The following is a 24,990-nucleotide window of genomic DNA, read 5'->3' on the forward strand; positions in this document are numbered from 1 at the left end:
CCATCCGCATAACGCATACCAACGGCATAGCGCGCAGATGACCGTCAGTCAGCTACACAAACAGGCCAATCACCTTGAAGCGCCGAGGTCAGTAGGTGGGCGATTGGAGACCGCAGAGAAGGAGATGTTCGCGTTAGGTGGACTGTGCGGGTTCGCAGCCACCGGTAGATTGGCATGCTCCCGATCAGATCTTCCAGTCGTTCCTGTCTGCCGTCAGCGATCCGGGATCACGTCCTCCCCAGCATTGAGAGGCTGTGGTCATGTCGCCGGCACCGGCCCCTGTCCTGAGTGGCTGCAGTTGGCAGGAATAAGTCCCCGGGTTGACCACGACACGAGCGTGGTGAGGTCATGGTCAGGGCTTTCGGCGTGATCTCATCGAATCTTTCTGGGGTGGATTCGACCCCACTTGACCACCGATCCCATCTGGCTCCGGTTAGTTGGCGCTGTCGTCAAGACGTTCGTTGAGTGAGCGTCAGCCGCCTATCACAACATGACGGCCCAACCAAACCGGCGATTTTCCGGATGCTGATCCTGCTCGCCAGCTGTGTCCGCGCGTGATTCTGCGGCACGGGTGGTGAGGGATCCGCATGGCCGCCCCAGGCGGCGTTGACCCCGGAGAGAAGATGCGAAACAAGTCGGAGCGCGCCGTCGAGGCCGCATTCATGACCGTCCAGGATGCGGCGAAGTACCTGGGAATCTCGGTCAATACCCTGTACGTCTGGCGTCATCGGCGGCAAGGGCCGCCCAGCTTTCGGATGGGGCCCGGTGGGCGAGTGATGTATCGCCGGGAGCTTCTTGATGCCTGGTTGGCAGGACAGGAGAAGGCAGACTCCCGGTCGAACCCGGCCCTCAACCCGCTGAACACAGCGCCCCGCTCTCGTGGACCTGCGTGATCGGCGACCTGACGGGAACTCAGAAATTCGACCTGTGGGATCGGGAAGTTCCTGCGGCCGATAGTCGTCTGTGTCCATACCGATCAAATGGTGGCCGCGTTCGGAGAGCGCGGAACAGCGAGGGGAACACGAGTGGCGGGCTACATCGAGGACCGGTGGCTGAAGAAGCGGCCCAGCAAGGAGACGGGCAAGCGTGAGCGCACCGAACTCTGGGGGAAGCGCACTCGCTACCGGGTGAAGGGGATCCCAGGCGTTCAGGATCGCTCATTCGACACGGTCGCGGATGCCAAGGCATGGCTCGCCGAAGCTCAAACCGACTCGCGCCGGGGCGAGTTCGTAGACGCCCGCGACGGTGAGATCACCTTCCGTGAGTATGTCGAGAAGCACTGGTGGCCGTCGCAGGTCCACCCGGCGCAGACGTTGGAGAGCATGCGCTATCGGATCTGGGGACAGCTGTTGCCGCACCTCGGTGAAACCGAGCTGCGGGATATCGGCACTGCCGAACTCCGAAAGTGGTCCGCCGATGTGCAGCGCACGGTCGGAGCCGGCACGGCACACGTCGCCTGGATCTACCTGAAGGCGATTATGCAGGCTGCGGTTGAGGACAAGCGACTCTTTCGTAACCCCTGCAAGGGCAACAGCAGCATCAAGCCGCCGAAGAAGCCGGAGCGGAAGGCGCGGTCATGGGATCAGCCGCGTGTGGATGCTGTACGTCGGGGGCTCTCCGACCGCTATCAGATCGCGCTCGACCTGGGTGTTGGGTGTGGGCTGCGTCAGGGTGAGGCGTTCGCGTTCAGCCCGGAGGACGTCCGGGGCGACTCGATACACATCGAACGACAGATCCTGCGGCACCGGTCGCAGCTCTACTTCGGCCCGCCGAAGGGCGGCAAGGAGCGCGATGTGCCGCTGACAGCTGCTCTTGCCAAGCGGTTGCAGGCGCATCAGGAGCGGCTGAAGCCCGTCCTCGTGACCTTGCCATGGCTTGACCCAGAGGAGCCGGACCTCCCCCGCGAGAAGCGGCGCATGGTGACCGTCCCGCTGCTGGTCACCACGACGCGACACGGGGCGATCAACCGCACCACCTGGAACACGAAGACCTGGAAGCCGGCGCTCGCCGTGGCAGGGGTGATCCCGCCCCTCCCGAAGCGGAACCCCGGGGAGAAGGCAACCCGGGTCTGGGAGCCGAGCCGGGAACACGGCTTCCATGTGCTGAGGCATACGTACGCCTCGGTGATGCTCGAGGCGGGCGAGTCGATCGTCTCGCTGGCGAACTGGCTCGGACACTCCGACCCGGCCTTCACGCTGCGCACCTACACCCACTTCATGCCCCAGGCCGGAGCTCGGGGACTCTCCGCCATCGAGGCATGGTTCACCGCCGTCGACTGAAAGTCCCCGAGAAGTCCCCGGGGGCGAGAAAAGCCGAAAAGATCATGCAAACACGCAGGTCAAGACATGATCGACACTGGAAGGGCCTGAACCCGGCGTACAGGCCGACTCTTCCGTCGCCCTGCAGGTCAGATTGCGACAAGCGGTCTGACCTGCAGGTTCAGTTTCCTCAGGATTGAACCGCGCATCGCCAAGGAGTTCGCGGACCTTGCGGTGCTGCAGTCCCCCGAGACCGCACGTCGCTTCCGCGAGGAGATCCTCGTCGGGCTCGATGCCGCCAACACCGAGGCGCTGGCTCGAATCCGGAACAACTGGCGGCTGAGCGAGCATCCAGAGGGCAACGAGCCGTTCGCACGCCCGACCTTGATCCTGACCGGCCGCCAGGACGAATTCTTCGGCTACCTCGACCAGTTCGCGCTGCTCGCACACTATCCGCGGGCCAGCTTCGCGGTGCTCGACGTCGCCGGCCACAACCTGCAGATCGAGCAGCCGCACCTGTTCAACACGCTGATGCTCGAATGGCTCGACCGCGTGGAAGCCGAGTCCTGACCGCGACTGCGCGACGGGCTTCACGACCCAGAACCTACCGCGCCCCACCAGCACCAGCACACGCCCTGCCAAGACCACAGGTCACAACACCCCTGTGGCGTAGTAACGGTAGTAACATCGGGGGTCAACTACAGCAGCTGATCGTCGATGGCATGACTGAGGTGTCCTCCGACCGACCGCACAACCGCCTTTTCGTCTGTCACGGCATCCTGGGACTCGGCGGCAACTTGGCGTGGTTCACGGCTCGCGCGTCGGTCGGCTGATCAACACCTCGGGCCCTGACACGTCGGCGATGCCGCCATCAATGAGGAGGCCGCCCCATGGAACCCGTCACGTTGATCACAGGTGGTTCGAGCGGAATCGGTGCGGCCGCTGCCCGTGCCCTGCTCAAGCAAGGTCACTTCGTGGCGATTACCGGCCGCGATGCCGATCGGCTGGCCGCATTCGCTGCCTCAGCCGGAGCGGGGGAGCGGCTGTTGACCATTAGCGGCGACGCCAGTGACGAGAACCACGTCGCCTCCGCTGTGAGTCATGTCGCGGGCGTCTGGGGCCGGTTGGACACGGTGATCGCCAACGCCGGGTTCTCCCTGCCCGGCACCCTGGAGGACCACGACCCTCAGGCGATGCGTGCCATGGTTCTCACCAACGTCCTCGGCCCGGCTCTGCTGGTGCGTGAGGCACTGCCGCACCTCAGGGAGTCCAAGGGCCGGATCGTGATCGTCGGTTCGGTCGCGGGAACCAGGAACACGCCCGGCAACCTGTACTCCGTCACCAAGTGGGCCACGCACGCCCTGGTCGAGAACGTCCGGCAATTGGTGGCCAAAGACAGCGTCGGCGTCACCCTCGTTGCCCCGGGAGTGGTGGACACCCCGTTCTGGGACGAGCGTGGCGGCTGCCCCGAGGCAGCACCGGCACTGACCGCCGAACAGGTCGCCGAAACGATCCTCTTCGCCATCAATCAACCTGGAGGCGTGGACATCAACCACCTCATCGTGCGGCCTGTCGGCCAGGTCAACTGATCTCGTTCGGCGGTCACCGGTTCGCGGCGCAGTTCGCCGCGGCCTTTGACGTAGGGGGCCTGGTAGGCCGTTTCGTGGACCACGTGCACCTCCGGCCGCCCGGGAAGCCGTGCCCGTAGAGCGTGGTAGGCCCCTGAGCCGTCCGGTCCTTGCGGATCTCGAAGTCCAATGCATCCCCCGAACTGGGGTGTTGCAACGACTCCTAGAACCCAAGCACGGGCCGGAGGGCCTTCGTGCGTCGATGGGCCTCGACGGCCCGGTTCAGGCGGGGCGGGAGCCGACGGCGTCGCGGATCTGTTCGCCGAGGCCGCCGTTGACGCGGGCGCAGTTGGCGCAGCAGAAGAACATTCCGGCCACCTCGACGCCGTGGCCGACGATGCGGACGTTGCACTGTTCGCAGCGGGGGGCGAGCTTCTCCATCGCGCACTCGAAGCTGTCGAAGGTGTAGGTGTTGCCGGTGACCGTCTTGATCTCGAAGGCGAGCCAGTAGTCGTTGCCGCAGGTGACGCAGATGGCCATGGCGGCCGTCTCCTTCCGGTGGGGCCGGCCCTGGCGGGGCGGCTCCCTTCCAGTGTCGAAGGGTCGGTCGGCGGCGGCCACCCGGCGGGACCGTCAGGCGGAGCGGGCGGAGAGCTCCTCCAGGGCCCGGACGGCGCGGTCGGCGTCGTCGGCGGCGACGAACAGGTGGTCGTGGTGGAAGCCGGCCACCACGTTGCAGCTGATCCCGTCCTCGGCGAGCCGCCCGGCCACGGCCGCGGTCAGTCCGACGGCCTCCAGCGCGGAGTGGATCTGCAGGGTGATCCAGGCCGCCACGTACTCGTAGCGCAGCCCGAGGGCGTCCGCCTCCTCCTGGGCGACCACCACCGTCACCCCCTCGGGTTCGGCGACGGTCACCACCGGCCGCATCCCGGCGGGCACCTTCGCGGGGAGGGTGCAGTAGACGTACCGCCCCGGGTTGAGCTGCGGGCGCATCCCGCGCAGCAGGGTCGCAAGGTCTCGTTCACCGGCCATGCCCGTCACCGTATCCGCTTGCCCGCGGCAGCGCCGCCCGGTGAAGCCGTGTCGGAATCCGTTGACGAACGACAGTCACCGATATATCGTCGAACTATCGAGACAGTGACTCGACTGGCTCGGATAACCAGATGGAAGCTCAAGGAGGTGGGCGCCATGCGCTCAGGAATGCGATTTCGAGGAGAGGGCCCGCGCGGCGGCGGACGGCGCCGCGGGCCGGGCCCGGAGTTCCGGGGGATGCCCGGGGAGGGCTTCGAGGGGCGGCCGGCCTTCGGTGGCTTCGGCCCGCCGTTCGGCGGCGGCGGCCCCGGCCGGCCGATGGGCGGGCCGTTCGGGCACGGCTTCGGCGGGCACGGCGGCCGGCGCGGCGGCCCGCACGGGCGGCGCGGCGGCCGGGCCCGGCGCGGTGACGTCCGGGCCTCGCTGCTGGCACTGCTCCAGGAGCGGCCGATGCACGGCTACGAGATGATCGCCGAGATCACCGAGCGGACCAACGGGGCCTGGCGGCCCAGCCCGGGCTCGATCTACCCCAACCTCCAACTGCTGGAGGAGGAGGGCCTGATCACCGCGGAGGAGGTCGGCGGCAAGCGGCTGGTCTCGCTCACCGAGGCGGGCCGGGCCGTGGCCGAGGCAGGGCCCGCGGAGCCGTGGGCCGAGGCCGGCCGGGAGGTCGACTGGGAGGCCGTCCAGGAGGTCGGCCAGGCGCTCGCCGCGGTCGAGCAGGCGGTCCAGCAGGTGATGCGGACGGGCACCGAGGCACAGCGCGCCAAGGGCCTGGCGGTGCTGACCGAGGCCCGCAAGAAGCTGTACCTCATCCTCGCCGAGGATGACTGACCGGCACGGGGGGCCGGGTTCGCCGGTGAGCCGACGGGCAGGGCGGTGCGGCTGCTCAGGGGCGGACCGCGAACAGGGCCGCGCAGGCGAGCAGCAGCACCGCCCAGCCGAACCAGAGCCAGCCGTCCGGACCGATCGTCACGGAGTAGAGGGAGACGACCAGCAGCAGCACCCCCGTCACCCCGGCGACCTGCCGGTTGTGGTGGGCGGCCGCCTGCGCGCGGCTCCTGCGGTGCCGTACCGGGTGCCGAACCGTCCTGGCCATGCCGACCTCCCGGGGAGGCGAAGGGGGAACGGGCGGGCGGACCGTCAGCCGGAGGCCGCCTCGTCGTACTCGTAGCGCCAGAACCAGCTGAGCCCCCGCACCTGCTTGCTCCGGACGTACACCAGTGTGCGCGCGGGGGAGTCGCCGTGCGCGGGGACCGGGACCTTGTACTTCTTGGGCACGCCGAGCATCGGCCCCAGCGGGATCGGGAGGATCTTCCCGTCCAGGGGGCCGCCGACGAATTCGGTGTCCGCGCTCTTCACCCCTCCAGGGTCTCACCTCCACGCGCTGGCCACGCCGGGAGCACCCCGCGGCGCAGGCCCGGTGAGGACGGGGTGCCCGGAGTGTGACCGGAGAGGCACCGCCCCCGGTCATCGGGAGGCCCCGCGCACCCTTATCCTTCCTGTACGCCCTCGGGTTCCACCCCGGGTCAGCGGGCCCCGTACGGGCCGGGCGAGGCGCGAGTCAGCGTGCCCTCCGGCCGTCACCGGCGCGGACAGCGTGCTGCCGCGACAGGCGTACCGAGACCCGGGCGTCGGCCGTCCGGTGACCCCGGGCCGCGGTCGGCAGGGCGCGGACAGCAGGGCCGAGCACTGCCCCGGGAAGCAGCGGGGGGCGCTGTGCGTTGCGTCGGAGTGGTACGTCGAACGCTGTGTCGCACCAGGCACGGCAGTTGCGCGGAAGGGGCCCGATGGAAGCCGGCAGCAGGTGGACGACCTGGTGGCAGAAGCGTGACCGACAGCGGGCCCGCCCCGACGGTACGGATCCGGCCGCCGGACTGGATCAGCTGCTCGGCGCCGTGCGCGCCGGATTCCCCCTCGCGCCCGCCGCCCACCCGGCCGGCTACCGGTGCTCCTGCGACCGGGTGGCCTGTCCGGCCCCGGCCCAGCACCCGGTCTCCTTCGCCTGGCAGACCCAGGCCACCACCGATCCCGAGCAGCTCTCCCGCTGGCTCTCCCGCGACCCCCAGGCCAACTTCGTCACCGCTACCGGGCGGGTGCACGACGTGCTGGACGTCCCGGCCGAGGCCGGTCGGCTGGCACTTGAGCGGCTGACCGCGCTGGGCGTCCAGGGCCCGGTCGCCGCCGTCGGCGAGGACCGCTACCTGTTCTTCACCGCCACCCGCGGCACCCCGCAGGACGAGGACGAGTGGTGGGACAGCGCGCTCGACTCGACCCCGGACACCATGTCCGAGCACCCCGGCCTGCGCTGGCACTGCCGCGGCTCGTACACCCTGCTCCCGCCGGCCGCGCTGCCGGACGGCTCCCGGGTGCGGTGGCTGCGCGGGCCCGAACTGCCGCTGCCGGACCCGCTGCGGGTGCTGGACGTGCTCACGGACGCCTGTACCGAGGTGGGCGCCGTCGCCGAGGAGCAGTGGCTGATCGGCTAGGACGCCCACCGGAGAGGGTCACGGCACGGATTGCGGCAGGGCTTACGGCAGGGTGAGGATCTCCGCGCCGTCCGCCGTGACCACCAGGGTGTGCTCGAACTGGGCGGTGCGCTTGCGGTCCTTGGTGACGACCGTCCAGCCGTCCGGCCAGATCTCGTAGTCGTAGGTGCCCAGGGTGAGCATCGGCTCGATGGTGAAGGTCATGCCGGGCTTGATGACCTCGGTGGCCCGCTCGCTGTCGTAGTGAGGGATGATCAGGCCGGAGTGGAACGACGTGTTGATGCCGTGTCCGGTGAAGTCCCGCACCACGCCGTAGTCGAAGCGCTTGGCGTAGGACTCGATGACCCGTCCGATGACGTTGATCTGACGGCCCGGCTTGACCGCCTTGATCGCCCGGTTGAGGGACTCGCGGGTGCGCTCGACCAGCAGCCGGGACTCCTCGTCCACGTCGCCGACCAGGTAGGTGGCGTTGAGGTCGCCGTGCACCCCGTGGATGTACGCGGTGGCGTCGATGTTGACGATGTCGCCGTCCTGCAGCACCGTCGAGTCCGGGATGCCGTGGCAGATCACCTCGTTGATGGAGGTGCAGACGGACTTGGGGAAGCCGCGGTAGCCCAGGTCGGAGGGGTAGGCGCCGTGGTCGCACATGTACGCGTGGGCGACGGCGTCCAGCGCGTCCGTGGTGACGCCGGGGGCGATCAGCTTCGCCGCCTCCTCCATCGCCCGGGCGGCGATCCCGCCCGCGATCCGCATCTTCTCGATCGTCTCGGCGGTCTGCACCTCCGGCCCGGTGTACGGCGTCGGCGCGGGCTTGCCGACGTACTCGGGGCGCGCGATGTTCGCCGGGACCTTGCGGGTGGGGGACTGGATGCCGGGTACGAGAGCCATGGCGGCGAGTCTAGCCGCCGGTCCCCGCCCTCCCCGGGTGGTGTGCGGACCGGCCCGCCCCGGGGAATGATCGGTACCGACCCCTATCTCTGGACGGGAGAGCGTCATGCCCCTCGGATTCCACCGCAAGCCGACCGGCCAGCCGGGCGAGTGGTTCTACTGCATCAAGCACGGCAAGGTCGAGGAGGGCCCCGAGTGCCCCGCCAAGGACCGCCTCGGCCCCTACACCACCCCCGACGAGGCCGCCCACGCCCTGCAGATCGCGGACGAACGCAACCGCGAGTGGCAGAACGACCCCCGCTGGACCGACAAGCCGAAGGACGAGGGGGCGGAGTAGCACCGTGATCATGCGCCGAGAGATCGAGGACGTCATGCGGGAGACGCTGGCCCGCAGTGAGTGAGGCCCTCCGGGCCGGTCACACCGCGGGGGCGGGCTGCTGGTCCGTGCGGGCGTGTTCGGCGCGGACGGCCGCGGTGTGCGGGTCGGTGCGGTCGTCGTGGGCGAGCAGCTTCGGGAGGGTGGCGGCGACCGCGAGGACGGCGGCGACGCAGGCCAGGCCGCCGGTCCAGACGGCGGCGCGGACTCCGATCAGGCCGGCCATGGTGCCGGCCCGGAGCTGGCCGAGTTGGGGGCCGACGGAGTAGCTGAGCAGCTCGACGCCGGCCATCCGGCCACGGACCGCGTCCGGGATGGACTGGTTCCACATGGTCGAGCGGGCGATCCCGCTGATCTGGTCCGCGCCGCCGGCCAGGGCCAGTCCGAGCAGCACCACCCAGACGTTCCCGGCCAGCCCGGCCAGCGTCATGGCCGCACCCCAGCCGACCGCGGCGACCACCAGCAGCCGACCATGCCGGTGGATCCGGGACGTCCAGCCGCTGGTCGCGCCGACCAGCAGGGCGCCGGCGGCGGAGGCCGCGTACATCGGGCCGAGCGCCCAGTTCGCGCCCAACTCCGTGGCCAGGAACGGGAAGACGGCCACCGGGAAGGCGAACAGCATGGCGCAGGTGTCGATCGCGTAGGTGCCGAGCAGGTCCTTGCGGCTCCAGGCGTACCGCACGCCGGTGAGCACCGTCCGTACGGACGGGCGCTCGGCGCCGGTAGGCGGCGGCACCGCCTTGATCCGGACGAGCAGCAGTAGTGAGACGACGAAGGTCAGCACGTCCAGCGCGTACGCGGTCTGCACCCCGGAGAAGGCCACCACGACACCGGCCAGCGTCGGCCCGGCCACCGAAGCGACGTTGTGGTACAGGGATTTGAGCGCGAAGGCGGCCGTCAGGTGCTGGTGCGCGACGATCCGCGGCAGCAGCGAGTCCAGGGCCGGGCGCTGCAGGCCGTCGCAGGCCGCGACCAGCGCGGCGACCAGGTAGATCGGCCAGAGCACCGGGTGCGGCAGCAGGGCGTTGAGCAGCAGGAGCCCGGCGAGCAGGCCGAGCGCGCCCTCGGAGCGCAACACCAGCTTGCGGCGGTCCAGGGCGTCGGCGAGGGCGCCGCCCCAGAGGCCGAAGACGATCAGCGGAACGAGTTCGACGGCGCCGATCAGGCCGACCGCGAAGGAGGAGTCGGTGAGCTCCTTGATCTGCATCGGCACGGCGACGTACGTCAGGTAGCTGCCGAAGCTGGTGACGCAGCCGCTGGTCCACAGGTAGCGGAAGTCGCGCGAGGCGCGCCACGGGGACAGATCAGGCGTCAGCGAGCGCAACAGCGTGCGCGGCCGACCGCTATGGGGTGGTTCGTCGTCGTTCACGAACGACCATCCTCGGGCGGCTAGTTCACTCCCCGCAACGGATTTTTCACCAGCGGCTCAGCGAGGGCGTCGAGGTCAGCCGCCCGGCGATCTCGGCCAGCCGGTCCCGAGCGGAGCGGCGGCCGACGGGTTGCCCGGCGGCGGCGCTGACCAGGTGCTGGGCGAGGTCGAAGGGCTCCTCGGCGGCGGTGCCCACGACGAGGCGCTCGTGCGCGAGGCCGGCCAGGTCGCCGAGCCCGCCCGTGGCGGCGACCGTACTGGCGCCGTCCAGCGCGAGCACCGTCGCGCCGTGCCGGCGGGCGTCCTGCACCCGCTCCAGCAGCGGCGCGCCCGCCGCCCCGGGGGCCACCACCAGCACGGTGGCGCCGCGTCCGGCCTCGGTGAGCCGCCGCAGGCCCTGCGTCAGGTGGGCCGGGGCGGCGGCGGGCGGGCGGTGCCGCAGCAGGGTGGGGGCCAGCCGGGGGACGGCCGACCAGGCGGCCTCGTCCTCCAGATGGGCGGCCAGGTGCCATGGCTCGTACGCCTCGGTGCCGACCAGCAGCAGCTCACCGGCCCCGCGCCGGTCCACCGAGCGCCGCAGCGAACCGGCGAAGCCGCCGACCGCCTCCAGCCAGCCGGTGCCCGCGAGCCGCTCCCGGAGTGCCGAAACTCTCACAGCGTCCATGCGGGCCAGGATGTCGCGCCAGGCCTTCGATTTGGGAAGATCAGCCCATGACTTCCCTCGACTCAGCGACAAACCCGGCCCACGAGCTGCCGGACGTCTCGCAGTTGGTGGTCGGTGTCCTCGGCGGCACCGGCGACCAGGGGCGCGGCCTGGCCCTGCGGCTGGCCAAGGCCGGCCAGCAGGTGATCATCGGCTCCCGCGACGGTGCCCGGGCCGAGGCCTCGGCCGCCGAGCTGGGCGTCGGTGTGCGCGGCGCCGACAACGCGACCGTCGCCCGGGAGAGCGACGTGGTGATCATCGCGGTCCCGTGGGAGGGCCACGCCGCCACCCTGACCGCGCTGCGCGAGGAACTGGCCGGGAAGATCGTCGTCGACTGCGTCAACCCGCTCGGCTTCGACAAGCAGGGCGCGTACGCGCTGAAGCCGGAGGAGGGCAGCGCCGCCCAGCAGGCGGCCGCCCTGCTGCCGGACTCCCGGGTCACCGCCGCCTTCCACCACCTCTCGGCGGTGCTGCTGCAGGACGAGTCGGTGGAGCGGATCGACACCGACGTCATGGTGCTCGGCGACGACCGGGCCGCCACCGACGTGGTGCGGGCGCTGGCGAGCCTGATCCCCGGCATGCGCGGCATCTACTCCGGCCGGCTGCGCAACGCCCACCAGGTGGAGGCCCTGGTGGCCAACCTGATCTCGGTCAACCGCCGCTACAAGGCCCACGCGGGCCTGCGGATCACCGACGTGTGACCGGCGGGACGGCGGATTCGTGTCGACCTCACCCCTGGACCCGTTCCGGAGGTGAGGTCGGCGACAATGGGGGCGGCCGTCACCCGGCCGTCCGTACCCGGTCCTAGGAGCCCCGCGCCATGCCTCGCACGTCCCTCTTCGCCCTGCTCGTCGTCGTCCTCGCGCTGGCGGCCGCCGTGGTCTCGGTGGTCGAGGGCTTCTGGCTCGGGCTGATCTGGCTGCCGCTGGCCGGTGTGGCCAGCAACGTGCTGTGGATGAACCGGCGCAGGGCGAAGCTGGCGGAGGCGGCCGAGCAGGCCTAGCTCTTTCGGAACGGGCCGGCCTAGCTCTTCCAGAAGCTGAACAGGTACCGGCCGACCGTCGCGTAGTCGGTGTCCACGCCGAACAGGCTCATCAGGCCGTGGACGATCCCAAAGAAGAACGAGTTCACCTCGGGCTGCCACAGCAGCGCGAACACGGCGAGCATGCCGTAGGGCGCGAACGGCTCGACCGAGCGCCGGGTCTTGGCGGAGAGCCAGGGCTCGATGATCCCGTAGCCGTCCAGGCCGGGCACCGGCAGCAGGTTCAGCACGGCCGCGCTGAGCTGGAGCAGGCCGAGGAAGCCGAGGGCGCAGGCGAAGGGCGAGACGTTCAGCTCGTAGCCGTAGTAGGTGGCGTGCAGGTCCGAGCCGTCCAGCCAGCCGGCGCCGACCGGGACCAGCAGCGCCGCCGCGAACACCAGGTTCACCAGCGGCCCGGCCGCCGAGATCAGGCTGTGCTTGAGCCGGCCCTGGATCCGGTGGCGCTCGATCCACACCGAGCCGCCGGGCAGGCCGATGCCGCCGAGGATCACGAAGACGATCGGCAGCACGAAACTGAGCAGCACGTTGGTGTACTTCAGCGGGTTGAGCGTGAGGTAGCCCTTGGCGCCGACGGTGATGTCGCCGCCGTGCAGCGCGGTGCGCGCGTGCGCGTACTCGTGCAGGCAGAGGGAGACCATCCAGCCCGACACGACGAACAGGAACACCCCGAACCGGGCGTTGCCGTAGCCCGAGTACACCGCCCAGGCGGAGGTGCCCAGGGTGGCGAGGAGCACCCAGAACACCGGGCTGATCCGGCGGTCCTCGCTGCGGGAGCGCGGCGTGGCGGCGAAGGTCATCTGTGGGTGCTCCGGGTGCAGAGAAAGGCGGTGGGTACGGGCTGGGGTCGATCATGCCGGGCGGGCCGGTGACCGGACAAGCCGCTCCGGGTGAACGTCCGAGGGGTGCCGCCCGGTTCCGTCGGGCGCGCGGGCGGGGTGGGCGCCGACACAATTGTGCGCCCGGACTCCGGCCGATCGACCAGAATGGACCGGTGCACTACGGCATCCTCGGCACCACCACGGCCCACCACGACGACGGCACGCCGGTTCCGCTCGGCGGCGCCCGGCTGCGGGCGCTGCTCACCGCGCTCGCCCTGCGGCAGGGCCGGCCCGTCCCGGCCGACCTGCTGGTGGACGAGGTGTGGGAAGCCGAGCCGCCGCAGGACTCCTCCGCCGCACTGCAGACCCTGGTCGGCCGGCTGCGCCGCACCATCGGCCGGGAGCGGATCGGTTCCGGCCCGGCCGGGTACTGGCTGACCGGCCCGGCCACCGACCTCGCCGACTTCCAGCGGCTGAGCACCGAGGGCCGCCGTGCCCTCGACACCGGCGACCACGTGCTGGCCGCCGAACGGCTGCGCGCCGCGCTGGCGCTGTGGCGCGGCCCCGCCCTGGCCGACCTCCCCGACCGGGCCGGCCCGGCCGCCCGGCTGGAGGCCCAGCGGGACGAGGTCCGCCGCTACCGGATCACCGCCGACCTCGGACTCGGCCGGGCCGCCGAACTGGTTGCCGAACTCGCCGAGTTGTGCGAGCGGCAGCCACTGGACGAGCCCCTGCAGCTGCTGATGCTGCGGGCCCTGCACGAGAGCGGCCGCACCGCCGAGGCGCTGCGCCACTACGAGCGCACCAGGCGCGCCCTGGCGGACGAGCTCGGCGCTGATCCCGGCCGGCAACTCCAGGCGCTCCATGCCGAGTTGCTCAAGTCCACGGAACCGGAGCCGCAGCCGGAACCCGAGCCGAAGCCTGAGTCCGCGCCGCCCGTCACCACGGAGCCGGCCGCCCCCGCCCCCGCTTCCGGGCTCCAACTCCCGCGCGCCGCAGGGAACCTGCGCGGCCGGCTGACCAGCTTCGTCGGCCGGGAGGACGATCTCGCCACCCTGCGCCGCCTCCTGGCGGCGGACCGCCGGCTGGTCACCCTGACCGGCCCGGGCGGCTCCGGCAAGACCCGGCTGTCGGTCGAGGGCGGCCGCGCCGAGCAGTCCGCCGGGCACTGGCCGGACGGCGTCTGGCTGGCCGAACTCGCCCCGCTGGAGAGCCCGGAGGCCGTCCCCGCCGCCGTGGTCTCCGCCCTGGGCCTGCGCGAGATCGTGCTGCACAGCAGCAGCATGGTCACCGAGGTGATCGAGAAGCGCGCCGAGGATCCGGTGCGCCGACTGGTCGAGCACTGCGGCCACCGCCGGATGCTGCTCGTCCTGGACAACTGCGAGCACCTGATACAGGCCGCCGCCGACCTCGTCGACACCCTGCTCGCCGAGTGCCCAGGACTGACCGTGCTCGCCACCAGCCGTGAGCCGCTCGGTGTGCCCGGCGAGACGGTGCTGCCGGTCGAGCCGCTGCCCGACCCGGTGGCCATGCGGCTGTTCACCGAGCGCGCCGCCGCCGCCCGCCCCGGCTTCGACCCGCAGAGCGACCCGCAGGCCTGCGCCGAGATCTGCCGCCGCCTGGACGGCCTGCCGCTGGCCATCGAACTGGCCGCCGCCCGGCTGCGGGTGATGACGGCCCGCCAGATCGCCGAGCGCCTGGACGGCCGGTTCGCGCTGCTCACCGCCGGCAGCCGCACCCTGTTGCCGCGTCAGCAGACCCTGCGCGCGGTGGTCGACTGGAGCTGGGACCTGCTGGGCAAGCGGGAGCGGGCGGTGCTGTGCCGGCTCTCGGTGTTCGCGGGCGGCTGGCAGCTGGAGGACGCCGAGGCGGTCTGCGCCGACGGCACCGAGGTGGTCGGCCCGGAGGTCGCCGACCTGCTGCTCTCCCTGGCCGACAAGTCCCTGTTGGTGGCCGACCTGGCCGATGACGGCGGCCAGCCGCGCTACCGGATGCTGGAGACCATCCACGAGTACGCCACCGAGCGCCTCGCCGAGTCCGCCGCCGAGCGCGACGCCACCGGGGCCCGCCACCTGGCGCACTTCCGCGCGATGGTCGCCACCGCCGACCTGAACGTCCACGGCCCGCAGCAACTGCACTGGCTGGCCGTGCTGGAGCGGGAGCAGGACAACATCCGGGCCGCGCTGCGCCGCGCGATCGACCTCGCGGACGAGGAGCAGGCGCTGGTCCTCGGCCTCGGGATGGGCTGGTACTGGTCGCTGCGCGGCTACAGCATGGAGGCCCGCGGCTGGTACAACGCGATCGTCGCGCTCGGCCCGGACCCGTTCGGCCCGGACGCCCCGCCGCCGGTGCCGCTGGAGCGCAACGTGCTGGCGTACGGCGTGCCGATGCCCGAGGGGGTGGTCGAGGAGGCCCGCCGGCTGCTCGCGATATTCCGGCTGATCGGGCTGTTCGAGGGGAACCTGGACGTACTGGGCGACCCGGAGGCGGTCGGGATTGCCGAGCGGCTGCTGGACGTCTACACCGAGGACCTGCCGCAGTCCTACCGCTTCCCGGCGCTGATGCGGGTGTTCGGCGCCTTCCTCGCCGGCCGCCTGGAGCTGATGAAGGACCTGATGGACGACGCCGTCCGCGGCTGCGAGCGGTACGGCGACGTGAACGACCTGGCGTTCGCCCTGCAGGTCCGGGCCAGGATGCTGAACGACTGGCCGGAGGGCGAGGAGCAGAGCCTGCGGGACGGCCGGCGCTCCCTGGAGCTGTTCGAGCAGGCCGGCGACCTCTGGGGGGTGTCCCAGGCGCTGTCGGCCTGGGGCGAGTCGCTGGCCAACCGGGGCGACACCGAGGGCGCCGCCGCCGCGTACGAGCGGGCGATCGGACTGGCAGAGGAACTGGGCGCGCCGCACGAGGTGCCGATACTGAAGGTGAACCTCGGCAGCGTCCTGCTGGAGCGGGACATGGAGCGCGGTGAGCGGATCGTCCGGGAGGCGCTGGCCGGCATCGACTCCCCGGGGCTCAACCAGTCCACCACCGGCGCCCTGCTGGTCGGCCACCTGACGCTCTGCGGCCTCCACGCCCACCGCGGCGAGTACCGGGAGGCCCTGGCCGGGCTGGAGGAGCTCGAAGTGATCACCGCGGGCGGGTTCGTGCCGGGCATCGTGAGCGGGCTGCTGCACAGCACCCGGGGCTGGGTCACGGCCCGGGCCGGCGAGCCCGAGCAGGGCCTCGCCCAGCTGCGCGAGGGTCGGCGCCGGCTGCTGGAGATGACGGCCGCGAGCGGTTTCGCCGAGCAGATGACGGTCATGGTGGTGCCCGCCGTGGTCGGGGTGCTGCGCTCCTTCGCGGAGCGGTACGGCGACCTGGAGCGCGCCCGGCAGGCGGCGGTGCTGATCGGGGCGCACAAGAGGCTGAACGGCCCGAAGGGCGGCTTCCTGGACCGGATGGAGCGCGAACGGTCGACGGTCGCGCTGCGCGGGCTGCTGGGGGAGGAGGCCTTCGAGGCGGCCCACGCGGTGGGCGCGGAGATGACCCAGGAGCAGACCCAGGCGGTGCTGTCGGAGCTACTCGACTAGCCCGCGGACCGGGCCGAGCCCGCGAGTACGGCTGCGGGCTCGGCCGGCCGGTGCCCGTCCCCTGGTCACCGGCCGACCGGCCCGTCCACCGGCCGACGTACGTCCCGGGTCGTCGCCCGGTCCCACCCCGGCTCGCTCAGGTCCGCTTGCGGAAGCGGGCCACCGCGAGCGGGGCGAAGATCGCGGTCGAGACGGCGGACCAGATCAGCACGACCATCACCGGGTGGGCCACCGCCCCCTCGCCGTTGAGCAGCGCGCGGGAGGCGTCGGCCAGCTGGGACAGCGGGTTCACCTTGGTGAAGGACTGCAGCCAGCCCGGCATGGTGTCGGTCGGCGCGAAGATCGAGCTGCCGAACTGCATCGGCATCAGGACCAGCATGGAGACGCCCTGGACGGCCTGGGGGTTGCGCAGCGACATGCCCAGCAGCATCGAGATCCAGACGATCGACATGCCGAACACCAGCGACAGACCGACCGCGGCCAGCAGCTCCAGGACGCCGGTCTTCAGCTCGAAGCCGAGGATGAACGCGAAGCCCAGCAGGATCGCGGAGGAGAGCAGCGCCCGCAGCGACTCCGCCGCGAGCTTGGACAGCAGCACCGAGGCCCGTCCGATCGGCAGGGTGCGGAAGCGGTCCATCACCCCGGTCTGGAAGTCGCTGTTCAGACCGGTGCCGACGGCCAGCGCCAGCGTCATGCCGGTCTGCCCGAGCAGACCGGGGGCCAGGCGTTGGATGTAGGTGTCCTGGTCGCCCGTGATCGCGCCGCCGAAGACGTAGACGAACAGCAGGGTGAAGACGATCGGCATCAGCACGGCGTCGAACATCGACTCCGGGTCGGCCTTGATCCGCATCAGGTTGCGGCGGGTCAGCGCGCCGATGTGGCGCAGGTTGCCGGCCAGGCCGATCCGGGTGTCGGCCCCGGAGTCGACCCGGGCGGGGGTGAGCGTGGCGGTGGTCATGCGACGGGCTCCTTGACGAGGGCGTCGGCGGGCGCGGTGGCCGTGCCGGCGGTGGGCTTGCCGGTGATGGCGAGGAAGACCTCGTCCAGGCTGGGCACCTTGGTGTCGATGGCGGCGATCGCGAAGCCGCGTCCGCCGAGCACCCCGATCACGGCGGTGAGCTGCTCCTCGTCGACGAGCGGCACCGCGAGCAGGCCGTCGTCGGGGGAGATGGTGGCGGAGGTGATCCCGCTCTCGTGCAGGCAGCGGGCCATCTCGGGCAGCTCGGCCGGGTGGGCCGGGCGGACCTGGAGGATCTGGCCGCCGACCCTGGCCTTGAGCTCGGCGACGCCGCCGTTGGCGATCACCTTGCCCCGGTCGATGACGGTCAGCCCGTCGGCGAGCTGCTCGGCCTCCTCCATGTACTGGGTGGTCAGCAGGACGGTGCTGCCCTCGGCGACCATCCGCTGCACCTCGTCCCAGACCTCGTTGCGGGTGCGCGGGTCCAGGCCGGTGGTGGGCTCGTCCAGGTAGAGCACCCGGGGGCGGCCCATCATGCTGGCGGCCAGGTCGAGGCGGCGGCGCATGCCGCCGGAGTAGGTCTTGGCGGTCCGCTTGGCGGCCTCGGTGAGCGAGAAGCGCTCCAGCAGCTCGCCGGCCCGGGCCTTGGCCTCGCGGCTGGAGAGGTCGAGCAGCCGGCCGATCAGGTAGAGGTTCTCGTAGCCGGAGAGCAGCTCGTCCACGGAGGCGTACTGGCCGGTCAGGCCGATCGTGCGGCGCAGTTGCTTGGGCTGGCGCAGGACGTCGTAGCCGCCGACGAACGCGCTGCCGGCGTCCGGCTTGATCAGCGTGGAGAGGACGCGGACCAGCGTGGTCTTGCCGGCGCCGTTGGGGCCGAGCAGGGCGAGGACGGTTCCTTCGCGGACGGTGAGGTCGACCCCGTCGAGGGCCTTGGTGGTGCCGAAGTGCTTGACGATGCCGTGCACCTCGACGGCGTTCCCTGCTGTTCCCCGCGTGTTCGGGGCGGTGGCGATTCCTGTCATGCCTTCAGGTTGTCCGCCCCGGCTGTCACCCCCCTGTCGCACGCCCGGCGCCACTGTCAGGCCGCTGTCACCGCCCGTCCGGGCATGACAGCGGCCCCGCTCCGACCGGGGAGCGGGGCCGTGGGAACCGTCAGTGGAAGCTGTGCTCCTCCGCCGGGAAGGCGCCGGTGCGGACGTCCGCCGCGAACTCGCGGGCGGCCTCGCCGAGGACGCCGCGCAGGTCGGCGTACTTCTTGACGAACTTGGGCACCCGGCCGGCCGTCATGCCGGCCATGTCGGTCCAGACCAGCACCTGGGCGTCGGTCTCCGGGCCGCCGCCGATGCCGACGGTCGGGATCGCCAGCTGCTCGGTGACCTGGGCGGCCAGCTCGGCCGGGACGGCCTCCAGCACCACCGAGAAGGCGCCGGCCTGCTGCACGGCCTTGGCGTCGCGCAACAGCTGGTGGGCCGCCTCGTCGCCGCGGCCCTGGACCGGGTAGCCGCCGAAGGCGTGCACCGACTGCGGGGTGAGGCCGATGTGGGCCATCACCGGGATGCCAGCCTCGACCAGCAGCTCGATCGAGCGGGCGCTGCGCTCCCCGCCCTCCAGCTTGACCGCGCCGACCCCGGCCTCCTTCATCAGCCGGGCCGCGTTGTGCATGGCCTGCGCGGGCGACTCCTGGTAGGAGCCGAACGGCAGGTCGGCGACGATCATGGCGCGCTGGGTGCCGCGGACGACGGCGGCGGAGAGCATCACCATCTGATCCATGGTCACCGGCACGGTGGTCTCGTAGCCGAGGTGGCAGTTGCCGGCCGAGTCGCCGACCAGCAGGACGGGGATCCCGGCCTCGTCGAACACGCCCGCGGTGAGGGCGTCGTAGGCGGTGAGCATCGCCCACTTCTCGCCGCGCTGCTTGGCGGCGGCGAGGTCGCGGACGGTGACGCGGCGGTTGGTGACCCCGCCGTAGAGGGTGGCGTTCGCCGCCTGGTTCTGGGCAGGCGAAGGCGAAGAAGCGTTCATCGAACGGACTCCTGAAGGGTTGTCGTCTCGTGGCGCCGTACGGCGTCCCCGGATCACCTCCATGCTTGCACGCCCCGGCGTGAGCGCAAAGAGGGGTGCCGTCGGCTGGGTGCGATCCACGCCACACCGGCCCCGGCGCTCCGCCGGGCTTTGCCGCGGTTTTTATGAAACGGACTCGTCTCGTATCGTATTGGCCGCTACTCTGTTCCGGGGGGTTACGAGACGTCCGCGACTCGCAAATGCCCGCCAGTGCCACGCCAACACGGACGGGAAGACCAATGACCACCGCAGCCGCGCCACCTCGCGTGCCGGAAGCCATCCACCGCAGGCGCTGGGCGATCCTGTGCACCCTGGTGCTCGCCCTGCTCGTCGTCGTGCTCGACAACTCGATCCTCAACGTCGCGATGAAGACCATCGCGACCCCCGCCCCGGTCGGACTGGGCGCCACCCAGAGCGACCTGGAATGGGCGATCAACTCCTACACCCTGGTGTTCGCCGGGCTGCTCTTCACCTCGGGCCTGCTCGGCGACCGCTTCGGCCGCAAGCTCGCGCTGCTGATCGGCATGGTGGTCTTCGGCATCGCCTCGCTGCTGTCCTCGATGTCCGGCTCGCCCGGTGAACTCATCGGCTACCGCGGCCTGATGGGCGTCGGCGCCGCGCTCGCGATGCCCGCCACGCTGGCGATCATCATGAACGTCTTCGAGCGCGAGGAGCAGCCCAAGGCGATCGGCATCTGGGCCGGCGCGGTCGGCCTGGCCATCGCCATCGGCCCGATCACCGGCGGCGTGCTGATCGAGCACTTCTGGTGGGGCTCGGTCTTCCTGATCAACGTCCCGATCGTGATCGTCGCGGTGATAGCGATGGCGATCCTGGTGCCCGAGTCCAAGGACCCCAATCCGGGCGCGCTCGACCCGGTCGGTGTGCTGCTGTCGATCGTCGGCCTGGTCGCGCTGATCTACGGCATCATCAAGGGCGGCGAGCTGGCCGACTTCACCGCGTTCGCGGCCTGGGGGCCGACCCTGCTCGGCGTGGTCGCGCTGGCCGCGTTCGTCCTGTACGAGCGCCGCATCCCGTTCCCCGCGCTGGACGTCACCTGGTTCCGCAACAAGGTGTTCAGCGCCTCCGTGGCCGTGGTCGGCGTGATCTTCTTCGCGCTGATGGGCGTCTCCTTCTTCGGCGTCTTCTACATCCAGAGCGTGCGCGGCTACAGCGCGCTGCAGGCCGGTCTGCTGATGCTGCCGCTGGCCGTCGGCCAGCTGGTGTTCGCCCCGCGGGCCCGGCTGGTGGTCGAGCGCCTCGGCGTCGCCGCCACCGCCGCCGGCGGCATGGTGCTGGTCGCGCTCGGCTTCGTCGGCTACACCGTGCTGACCGCGACCACGCCGATCTGGGTGCTGATCGTGCTCGGCCTGGTGATGGGTACGGGCATGGCGCACGTCATGCCGCCGGTCACCGTCGCGATCATGGGCTCGCTGCCCCGCGAGAAGGCCGGCGCCGGCTCGGCCGTCAACAACACCTTCCGCCAGGTCGGCGGCTCGCTCGGGGTCGCGGTGCTCGGCGCGGTGCTCTCGACCGTCTACCGCGACGGGATGTCCGACACCCTCACCCACGTGCCCGAGGGGCTGCGCGACAAGGCGGGCGAGTCACTGGAGGCCACCCTGGCCATCGCCGGCCGGATCCCGAACGGCGAGGGCAAGGCGCTGATCGCCCCGGCGAACGACGCCTTCATCCACGCCATGCACGTGGTGGCCTCGCTCTCGGTCGGCATCTCGCTGGTCGGCGCGCTGGTCGCCTGGTTCCTGCTGCCGCGCCGCGCCGCGGCCCCGGCCGGTCCGGGCGGCCCGGGCGACCAGGGCGGCCAGGCCCCCGAGCAGCAGGGCCAGGCCCGGGAGGCCGCGGCCGCGGAGGCCTGACCTGCGGACGGCCGACCCGAGGGCGTCTGACCCGCGGGTCGACTGAGCGACAATGGCCCTGTCAGCCGGTGCGTCCGGCCGGCAGGGCCTCGGCCCAGGGCGGGGGCGATCCCGCCCGTGGACCGGATCGACCGATACACCACGGCGCCCGCGGGCCCGGGACCCAGCGAGGGAGAGACAGCCGGGATGAGGACGGACACGCCGAGCGCCGACACCGGGCAGCCCTGCGCGGCGGTACGCCGCGGCCGGCCCCGCAGCGAGGCCGCCGAGCAGGCCATCTTCACCGCTGTCGAGGACCTGATGGCCGACGGCAACACGCTGTCCGAACTCACCATCGAGGGCATCGCCACCGCCGCCGGCGTCGGCAAGGCCACCATCTACCGGCGCTGGCCCAACAAGGAGGCCCTGCTGGTCGACGTGGTCAGCCGACTGGAGGAGCCGATGCCGGCCCCCACCGGCGGCGGCGCCCGTGAGGACCTGATCGCGATGGTCGACTACATCCGCCGCCGCGGCCTGGCCAAGCGCACCCGTTGGGTGCTCAAGGCGGCGCTCGGACAGATGCAGACCCTGCCCGAGCTGCACACCGCCTACCGGGAGCGGGTGGTCAAGCCGCGCCGGGAGGTCGGGTTGCACCTGATCCGGCAGGCCGTCGCCGAGGGCGTGATCCGCGACGACCTCGACGTGGAGCTGCTCGGCGACCTGCTGATGGGGCCGATCCTCTACCGCAGCATCCTGTCGGACGACTCCGACCTGGAGGACCCGGAGCTGTCCCGCAAACTGGTCGACTCCATCCTCGACGGCATCGCGCCCCGCTAGGGTCCGTCCTCCGACCTCTGCCCCGTCCGCGCGCTTCTCGCGCGTGCTTCGTGCCCGGCGTGGCCTGGCTCACCAAACCGGGCCACGCCGGAACCCGCTCCCGGAGCCGCGCGTCTGTCCCGGCATAGGCTGAGCCGGGTATCCGATCAAACCGGCACCAGTCCGGCGCCGCGCCCGTACCCCCACGGACCGGACACCGGACCGGCGACGGCACGAGCAACGGGAGCCACGGCATGGCGCAGGCGGACAGCACCGAGCGGACCACCGCCCGTGGAGGTGCGGGCACGCCTGCGGACTTGACCGGCGGCTTCCTCGGGCTGCGGAACTGGGGCCGGGACGCCCGCGGCAGCAGCACCTGGCGGCGCGGGCTGCTGATCGCCCTGCTGGCCCTGCTCGCCGCCGTGCTGCTGGCCTTCCATGCCGAGATGCCGAACAGCGTCGGCAACCTCGGCAGCCTGCTGGAGACCTTCCTGCCCTGGGTCGGCCTGGCCGTCCCGGTGCTGCTGGTGCCCGCGCTGCTGCGCCGCTCCGCCACCGCGCTGCTCGCCCTGCTGCTGCCCGCGGTGCTGTGGGTCAACCTGTTCGGCGGGCTGGTGTCCGACAAGAGCGGCGGCAAGGGCGACTGGACGGTGGTCAGCCACAACGTCGAGGCCGGAAACACCGACGTGCCCGGCACCATCCGCGGCCTGGTGGCCTCGGACGCCCAGATCGTCGCCCTGCAGGAGCTGGCCGGCAACCAGCTGCGGTCGTACGAGACCGGGCTCGCCGGGGCGTACCCGTACCACACGGTGGAGGGGACGGTCGGGCTCTGGTCGAAGTACCCGATCAGTGAGGTCTCCCCGGTGGACCTGAAGATCGGCTGGACCAGGGCCTTCCGGGCCCGGGTCGCCACCCCGCAGGGCCCGGTCGCGGTGTACGTCGCGCACCTGCCGTCCGTCCGGCTCAAGGCCGAGGCCGGCTTCACCGCCCACCAGCGGGACGTCAGCGCGCAGGCGCTCGGCGACGCCATCCAGGCCGAGCCGGTGAAGAAGGTCCTGCTGCTCGGCGACCTCAACGGCACCATGAACGACCGCAGCCTGGCGCCGGTCACCTCGCAGATGCGCTCGGCCCAGGGCGCGGCCGGGGACGGCTTCGGCTTCAGCTGGCCCGCGGCGTTCCCGATGGCGCGGATCGACCAGATCATGAGCAAGGGCGGGCTCAAGCCCGTGGACTCCCGCACCCTGCCCCGGGACGGCAGCGACCACCTCGCGGTGGCCGCCACCTACCGGTACTCGTCCTAGTTCAGCCGCGCCGCCAGCGGTTGGTGATCGGCAGGCGGCGGTCCCGGCCGAAGTTCTTGACCGAGATCTTCGGGCCCGGCGGGTACTGGCGCCGCTTGTACTCGGCGGTGTCGACCAGCCGGACCACCCGGTCCACCACCACCGGGTCGAAGCCGGCCGCGACGATCGCGTCCCGGCCCTCGTCGCCCTCGATGTAGCGGTCCAGCACGCTGTCCAGCAGGTCGTAGTCCGGCAGCGAGTCGGTGTCCACCTGGTCCGGCCGCAGTTCGGCGGACGGCGGCTTGGTGATGGTGTTCTCCGGGATCGGCGGCACCTCGCCGCGCCGCTCGGCCTCCTGGTTGCGCCAGTGGGCGAGGCGGAAGATCAGCGACTTGTAGACGTCCTTGATCGGGCCGTACGCGCCCACCGAGTCGCCGTACAGGGTCGAGTAGCCGACCGCCAGCTCGCTCTTGTTGCCGGGCGCGAGCACGATGTGCCCCTCCTGGTTGGAGATCGCCATCAGCAGGGTGCCGCGCAGCCGGGACTGCAGGTTCTCCTCGGCCAGCCCGGTCAGTTCGGTGGCGCTCAGGTAGGCGTCGAACATCGGGGCGATCGAGACGGTCCGGAAGTGCAGACCGGTGCGGCGGGCCAGTTCGGCCGCGTCGTCCCGGGAGTGCTGGGAGGAGTAGCGGCTCGGCATCGAGACGCAGTGCACGTTGTCGGCGCCGACCGCGTCCACCGCGATGGCGGCCACCAGCGCCGAGTCGATGCCGCCGGAGAGGCCGATCAGCACCGACCGGAAGCCGTTCTTGACCACGTACGCCCGGGTGCCGGAGACCAGCGCGGCCCAGATCTCGGCCTCGTCGGACAGCCGCGGCGCGATGTCGGCGGTGAGCCTCCCGGCGGGGGCCGGTGACGGTTCGTCGCCGAGCTCGGTGCGGACCAGGTGCAACCCGTCGCTCAGCAGCAGGCCGTCGGTGTGGTCGCTGCTCGCGGCCGGAAGGTCGAGGTCCAGCACCAGCAGGTGCTCCTCGAACTGCGGGGAACGGGCCAGGACCCGGCCCTCCGCGTCGACCACGATCGAGTCGCCGTCGAAGACCAACTCGTCCTGGCCGCCGACCATGTTGACGTACGCCAGGGCGCAGCCCGCCTCGACCGCGCGGCGCCGCACCAGCTCCAGCCGCTGGTCGTCCTTGTTCCGCTCGTACGGCGAGCCGTTGACCGCCAGCAGCAGCCCGGCCCCGGCCTCCCGGGCGGCGGTGACCCGGCCGCCGTCCTGCCAGATGTCCTCGCAGATCGCCAGCGCGACGTCCACCCCGTGCAGCCGCAGCACCGGCAGCTGGTCGCCGGGGACGAACCAGCGGAACTCGTCGAAGACGCCGTAGTTGGGCAGGTGGTGCTTGGCGAAGCGGGTGACCACCTCGCCCCGGTACAGCACCGCGGCGCAGTTCTGCGGCGACCCGGCGGGCCGGCCGAACCGCGGCGAGGCGTGCTCGGAGCGCCCGAGGTAGCCGACCACCACCGGCACCCCGCCCAGCCCGTCGTCGGCCAGCCGGCCCGCCAGCTCGACCAGGGCGCCGCGCGAGGCCTCGACGAAGGAGCGGCGCAGTGCGAGGTCCTCGACCGGGTACCCGGTCAGGGCCATCTCGGGGAACGCGATCAGCTGGGCGCCGGCCTCCACGGCCTGCTTCGTCCAGCGCACCACCTCATCGCCGTTGCGGGCGAGGTCACCGACCCAGGGGTCGATCTGGCACAGGGCGACACGGAGATTGGGCATGCCTCGAAGTGTAATCGTCTAACTGACGCAATGTGCTGCGAGGGCGAGCCCGAGGGGGGTCGGGCCTGCCGCGGCGCCCGGTGATCGGCCATGATGGGGGCAATCGCTCCGCGGGGTCTTTCGGGGGCCTCCCGGG

At 71.6% G+C, this 24,990-nt stretch carries 25 protein-coding genes; 13 read left to right on the top strand and 12 right to left on the bottom strand.

What is annotated here, in order from left to right:
• Positions 1 to 662 precede the first annotated feature (662 nt).
• The 4 genes from ACIG5E_RS17560 (at position 663) to ACIG5E_RS17575 (ending at position 3,847) form a co-directional block, all read left to right on the top strand.
• A complete protein-coding gene (locus tag ACIG5E_RS17560; RefSeq protein WP_396534454.1) occupies positions 663 to 893 on the top strand; it encodes a helix-turn-helix domain-containing protein in 231 nt (76 codons plus the stop codon).
• Positions 894 to 1,025: 132 nt separating this feature from the next.
• Positions 1,026 to 2,279: a tyrosine-type recombinase/integrase gene (locus ACIG5E_RS17565; RefSeq protein ID WP_396534316.1), complete on the top strand. Its 1,254-nt coding sequence runs from the start codon at positions 1,026 to 1,028 to the stop codon at positions 2,277 to 2,279.
• Positions 2,280 to 2,492: 213 nt separating this feature from the next.
• Positions 2,493 to 2,828, top strand: coding sequence for an alpha/beta fold hydrolase (locus ACIG5E_RS17570; protein ID WP_396534317.1), 336 nt, complete (start codon positions 2,493 to 2,495; stop codon positions 2,826 to 2,828).
• Positions 2,829 to 3,148: 320 nt separating this feature from the next.
• Positions 3,149 to 3,847, top strand: a complete 699-nt coding sequence (locus tag ACIG5E_RS17575; RefSeq protein WP_396534318.1) for an SDR family oxidoreductase — start codon at positions 3,149 to 3,151, stop codon at positions 3,845 to 3,847.
• 261 nt (positions 3,848 to 4,108) lie between these two features.
• Here ACIG5E_RS17575 and ACIG5E_RS17580 read toward each other — a convergent pair whose 3' ends face one another.
• Positions 4,109 to 4,366, bottom strand: a complete 258-nt coding sequence (locus tag ACIG5E_RS17580) for a Prokaryotic metallothionein (RefSeq protein WP_396534319.1) — start codon at positions 4,364 to 4,366, stop codon at positions 4,109 to 4,111.
• 93 nt (positions 4,367 to 4,459) lie between these two features.
• Positions 4,460 to 4,858, bottom strand: a complete 399-nt coding sequence (locus ACIG5E_RS17585) for an ACT domain-containing protein (protein ID WP_396534320.1) — start codon at positions 4,856 to 4,858, stop codon at positions 4,460 to 4,462.
• A 156-nt stretch (positions 4,859 to 5,014) separates the two neighbouring features.
• Between ACIG5E_RS17585 and ACIG5E_RS17590 the strand changes: the two genes are divergently transcribed.
• On the top strand, positions 5,015 to 5,692 hold the full coding sequence (locus ACIG5E_RS17590; RefSeq protein WP_396534321.1) for a PadR family transcriptional regulator: 678 nt from the start codon (positions 5,015 to 5,017) through the stop codon (positions 5,690 to 5,692).
• A 55-nt stretch (positions 5,693 to 5,747) separates the two neighbouring features.
• On the opposite strand, the gene ACIG5E_RS17595 is transcribed toward ACIG5E_RS17590, so the two are convergent.
• Both ACIG5E_RS17595 and ACIG5E_RS17600 read right to left on the bottom strand, forming a co-directional pair.
• Positions 5,748 to 5,957: a hypothetical protein gene (locus ACIG5E_RS17595; RefSeq protein WP_396534322.1), complete on the bottom strand. Its 210-nt coding sequence runs from the start codon at positions 5,955 to 5,957 to the stop codon at positions 5,748 to 5,750.
• Positions 5,958 to 6,001: 44 nt separating this feature from the next.
• Positions 6,002 to 6,220, bottom strand: a complete 219-nt coding sequence (locus tag ACIG5E_RS17600) for a hypothetical protein (RefSeq protein WP_396534323.1) — start codon at positions 6,218 to 6,220, stop codon at positions 6,002 to 6,004.
• A 428-nt stretch (positions 6,221 to 6,648) separates the two neighbouring features.
• Here ACIG5E_RS17600 and ACIG5E_RS17605 point away from each other — a divergent pair, with 428 nt between their 5' ends.
• Positions 6,649 to 7,347: a bifunctional DNA primase/polymerase gene (locus tag ACIG5E_RS17605; protein WP_396534324.1), complete on the top strand. Its 699-nt coding sequence runs from the start codon at positions 6,649 to 6,651 to the stop codon at positions 7,345 to 7,347.
• A gap of 42 nt (positions 7,348 to 7,389) precedes the next feature.
• Here the strand turns inward: ACIG5E_RS17605 and map are convergent, their stop codons facing one another.
• Entirely contained in the window at positions 7,390 to 8,235 is an 846-nt protein-coding gene (map, locus tag ACIG5E_RS17610) for a type I methionyl aminopeptidase (protein ID WP_396534325.1), read from the bottom strand.
• A 106-nt stretch (positions 8,236 to 8,341) separates the two neighbouring features.
• On the opposite strand from map, the gene ACIG5E_RS17615 reads away from it, so the two are divergent.
• Positions 8,342 to 8,572, top strand: a complete 231-nt coding sequence (locus ACIG5E_RS17615) for a hypothetical protein (RefSeq protein ID WP_396534326.1) — start codon at positions 8,342 to 8,344, stop codon at positions 8,570 to 8,572.
• A gap of 79 nt (positions 8,573 to 8,651) precedes the next feature.
• Here ACIG5E_RS17615 and ACIG5E_RS17620 read toward each other — a convergent pair whose 3' ends face one another.
• Both ACIG5E_RS17620 and ACIG5E_RS17625 read right to left on the bottom strand, forming a co-directional pair.
• Positions 8,652 to 9,980 (bottom strand): MFS transporter, encoded by a 1,329-nt coding sequence (locus ACIG5E_RS17620; RefSeq protein ID WP_396534327.1) that lies wholly within the window; start codon positions 9,978 to 9,980, stop codon positions 8,652 to 8,654.
• Positions 9,981 to 10,026: 46 nt separating this feature from the next.
• Positions 10,027 to 10,644 carry a hypothetical protein gene (locus ACIG5E_RS17625; RefSeq protein ID WP_396534328.1) on the bottom strand — a complete coding sequence of 206 codons (618 nt, stop codon included), beginning with the start codon at positions 10,642 to 10,644 and terminating at the stop codon, positions 10,027 to 10,029.
• A gap of 47 nt (positions 10,645 to 10,691) precedes the next feature.
• Here ACIG5E_RS17625 and npdG point away from each other — a divergent pair, with 47 nt between their 5' ends.
• Positions 10,692 to 11,384: an NADPH-dependent F420 reductase gene (gene npdG / locus ACIG5E_RS17630; protein ID WP_396534329.1), complete on the top strand. Its 693-nt coding sequence runs from the start codon at positions 10,692 to 10,694 to the stop codon at positions 11,382 to 11,384.
• A 119-nt stretch (positions 11,385 to 11,503) separates the two neighbouring features.
• A complete protein-coding gene (locus tag ACIG5E_RS17635; RefSeq protein WP_396534330.1) occupies positions 11,504 to 11,686 on the top strand; it encodes a hypothetical protein in 183 nt (60 codons plus the stop codon).
• Positions 11,687 to 11,706: 20 nt separating this feature from the next.
• Here the strand turns inward: ACIG5E_RS17635 and ACIG5E_RS17640 are convergent, their stop codons facing one another.
• Positions 11,707 to 12,522, bottom strand: coding sequence for a site-2 protease family protein (locus tag ACIG5E_RS17640; protein ID WP_396534331.1), 816 nt, complete (start codon positions 12,520 to 12,522; stop codon positions 11,707 to 11,709).
• 194 nt (positions 12,523 to 12,716) lie between these two features.
• Here ACIG5E_RS17640 and ACIG5E_RS17645 point away from each other — a divergent pair, with 194 nt between their 5' ends.
• On the top strand, positions 12,717 to 16,112 hold the full coding sequence (locus tag ACIG5E_RS17645) for an AfsR/SARP family transcriptional regulator (RefSeq protein ID WP_396534332.1): 3,396 nt from the start codon (positions 12,717 to 12,719) through the stop codon (positions 16,110 to 16,112).
• A 136-nt stretch (positions 16,113 to 16,248) separates the two neighbouring features.
• On the opposite strand, the gene ACIG5E_RS17650 is transcribed toward ACIG5E_RS17645, so the two are convergent.
• The 3 genes from ACIG5E_RS17650 to panB form a co-directional block, all read right to left on the bottom strand.
• On the bottom strand, positions 16,249 to 17,070 hold the full coding sequence (locus ACIG5E_RS17650; protein ID WP_396534333.1) for an ABC transporter permease: 822 nt from the start codon (positions 17,068 to 17,070) through the stop codon (positions 16,249 to 16,251).
• Positions 17,067 to 18,092: an ATP-binding cassette domain-containing protein gene (locus ACIG5E_RS17655; RefSeq protein WP_396534334.1), complete on the bottom strand. Its 1,026-nt coding sequence runs from the start codon at positions 18,090 to 18,092 to the stop codon at positions 17,067 to 17,069. The genes ACIG5E_RS17650 and ACIG5E_RS17655 overlap by 4 nt, the downstream gene beginning before the upstream one ends.
• 130 nt (positions 18,093 to 18,222) lie before the next feature.
• Positions 18,223 to 19,092, bottom strand: coding sequence for a 3-methyl-2-oxobutanoate hydroxymethyltransferase (gene panB, locus ACIG5E_RS17660; RefSeq protein WP_396534335.1), 870 nt, complete (start codon positions 19,090 to 19,092; stop codon positions 18,223 to 18,225).
• Positions 19,093 to 19,370: 278 nt separating this feature from the next.
• Between panB and ACIG5E_RS17665 the strand changes: the two genes are divergently transcribed.
• The 3 genes from ACIG5E_RS17665 to ACIG5E_RS17675 all read left to right on the top strand — a co-directional run bounded on the left by ACIG5E_RS17665 (position 19,371) and on the right by ACIG5E_RS17675 (position 23,098).
• Positions 19,371 to 21,002 carry a DHA2 family efflux MFS transporter permease subunit gene (locus tag ACIG5E_RS17665; protein WP_396534336.1) on the top strand — a complete coding sequence of 544 codons (1,632 nt, stop codon included), beginning with the start codon at positions 19,371 to 19,373 and terminating at the stop codon, positions 21,000 to 21,002.
• A 186-nt stretch (positions 21,003 to 21,188) separates the two neighbouring features.
• Complete coding sequence (locus ACIG5E_RS17670) at positions 21,189 to 21,818, top strand: TetR/AcrR family transcriptional regulator (RefSeq protein WP_396534337.1); 630 nt, start codon at positions 21,189 to 21,191, stop codon at positions 21,816 to 21,818.
• A gap of 233 nt (positions 21,819 to 22,051) precedes the next feature.
• Entirely contained in the window at positions 22,052 to 23,098 is a 1,047-nt protein-coding gene (locus tag ACIG5E_RS17675; protein WP_396534338.1) for an endonuclease/exonuclease/phosphatase family protein, read from the top strand.
• 1 nt (position 23,099) lies between these two features.
• Here the strand turns inward: ACIG5E_RS17675 and ACIG5E_RS17680 are convergent, their stop codons facing one another.
• The gene (locus ACIG5E_RS17680; protein ID WP_396534339.1) at positions 23,100 to 24,854 is read right to left on the bottom strand and encodes an NAD+ synthase; all 1,755 of its coding nucleotides are present in this window, start codon (positions 24,852 to 24,854) and stop codon (positions 23,100 to 23,102) included.
• Between the last annotated feature and the right edge of the window lie 136 nt (positions 24,855 to 24,990).

This window comes from Kitasatospora sp. NPDC053057 (genome assembly GCF_044546945.1).
Classification (GTDB): Bacteria; Actinomycetota; Actinomycetes; order Streptomycetales; family Streptomycetaceae; genus Kitasatospora.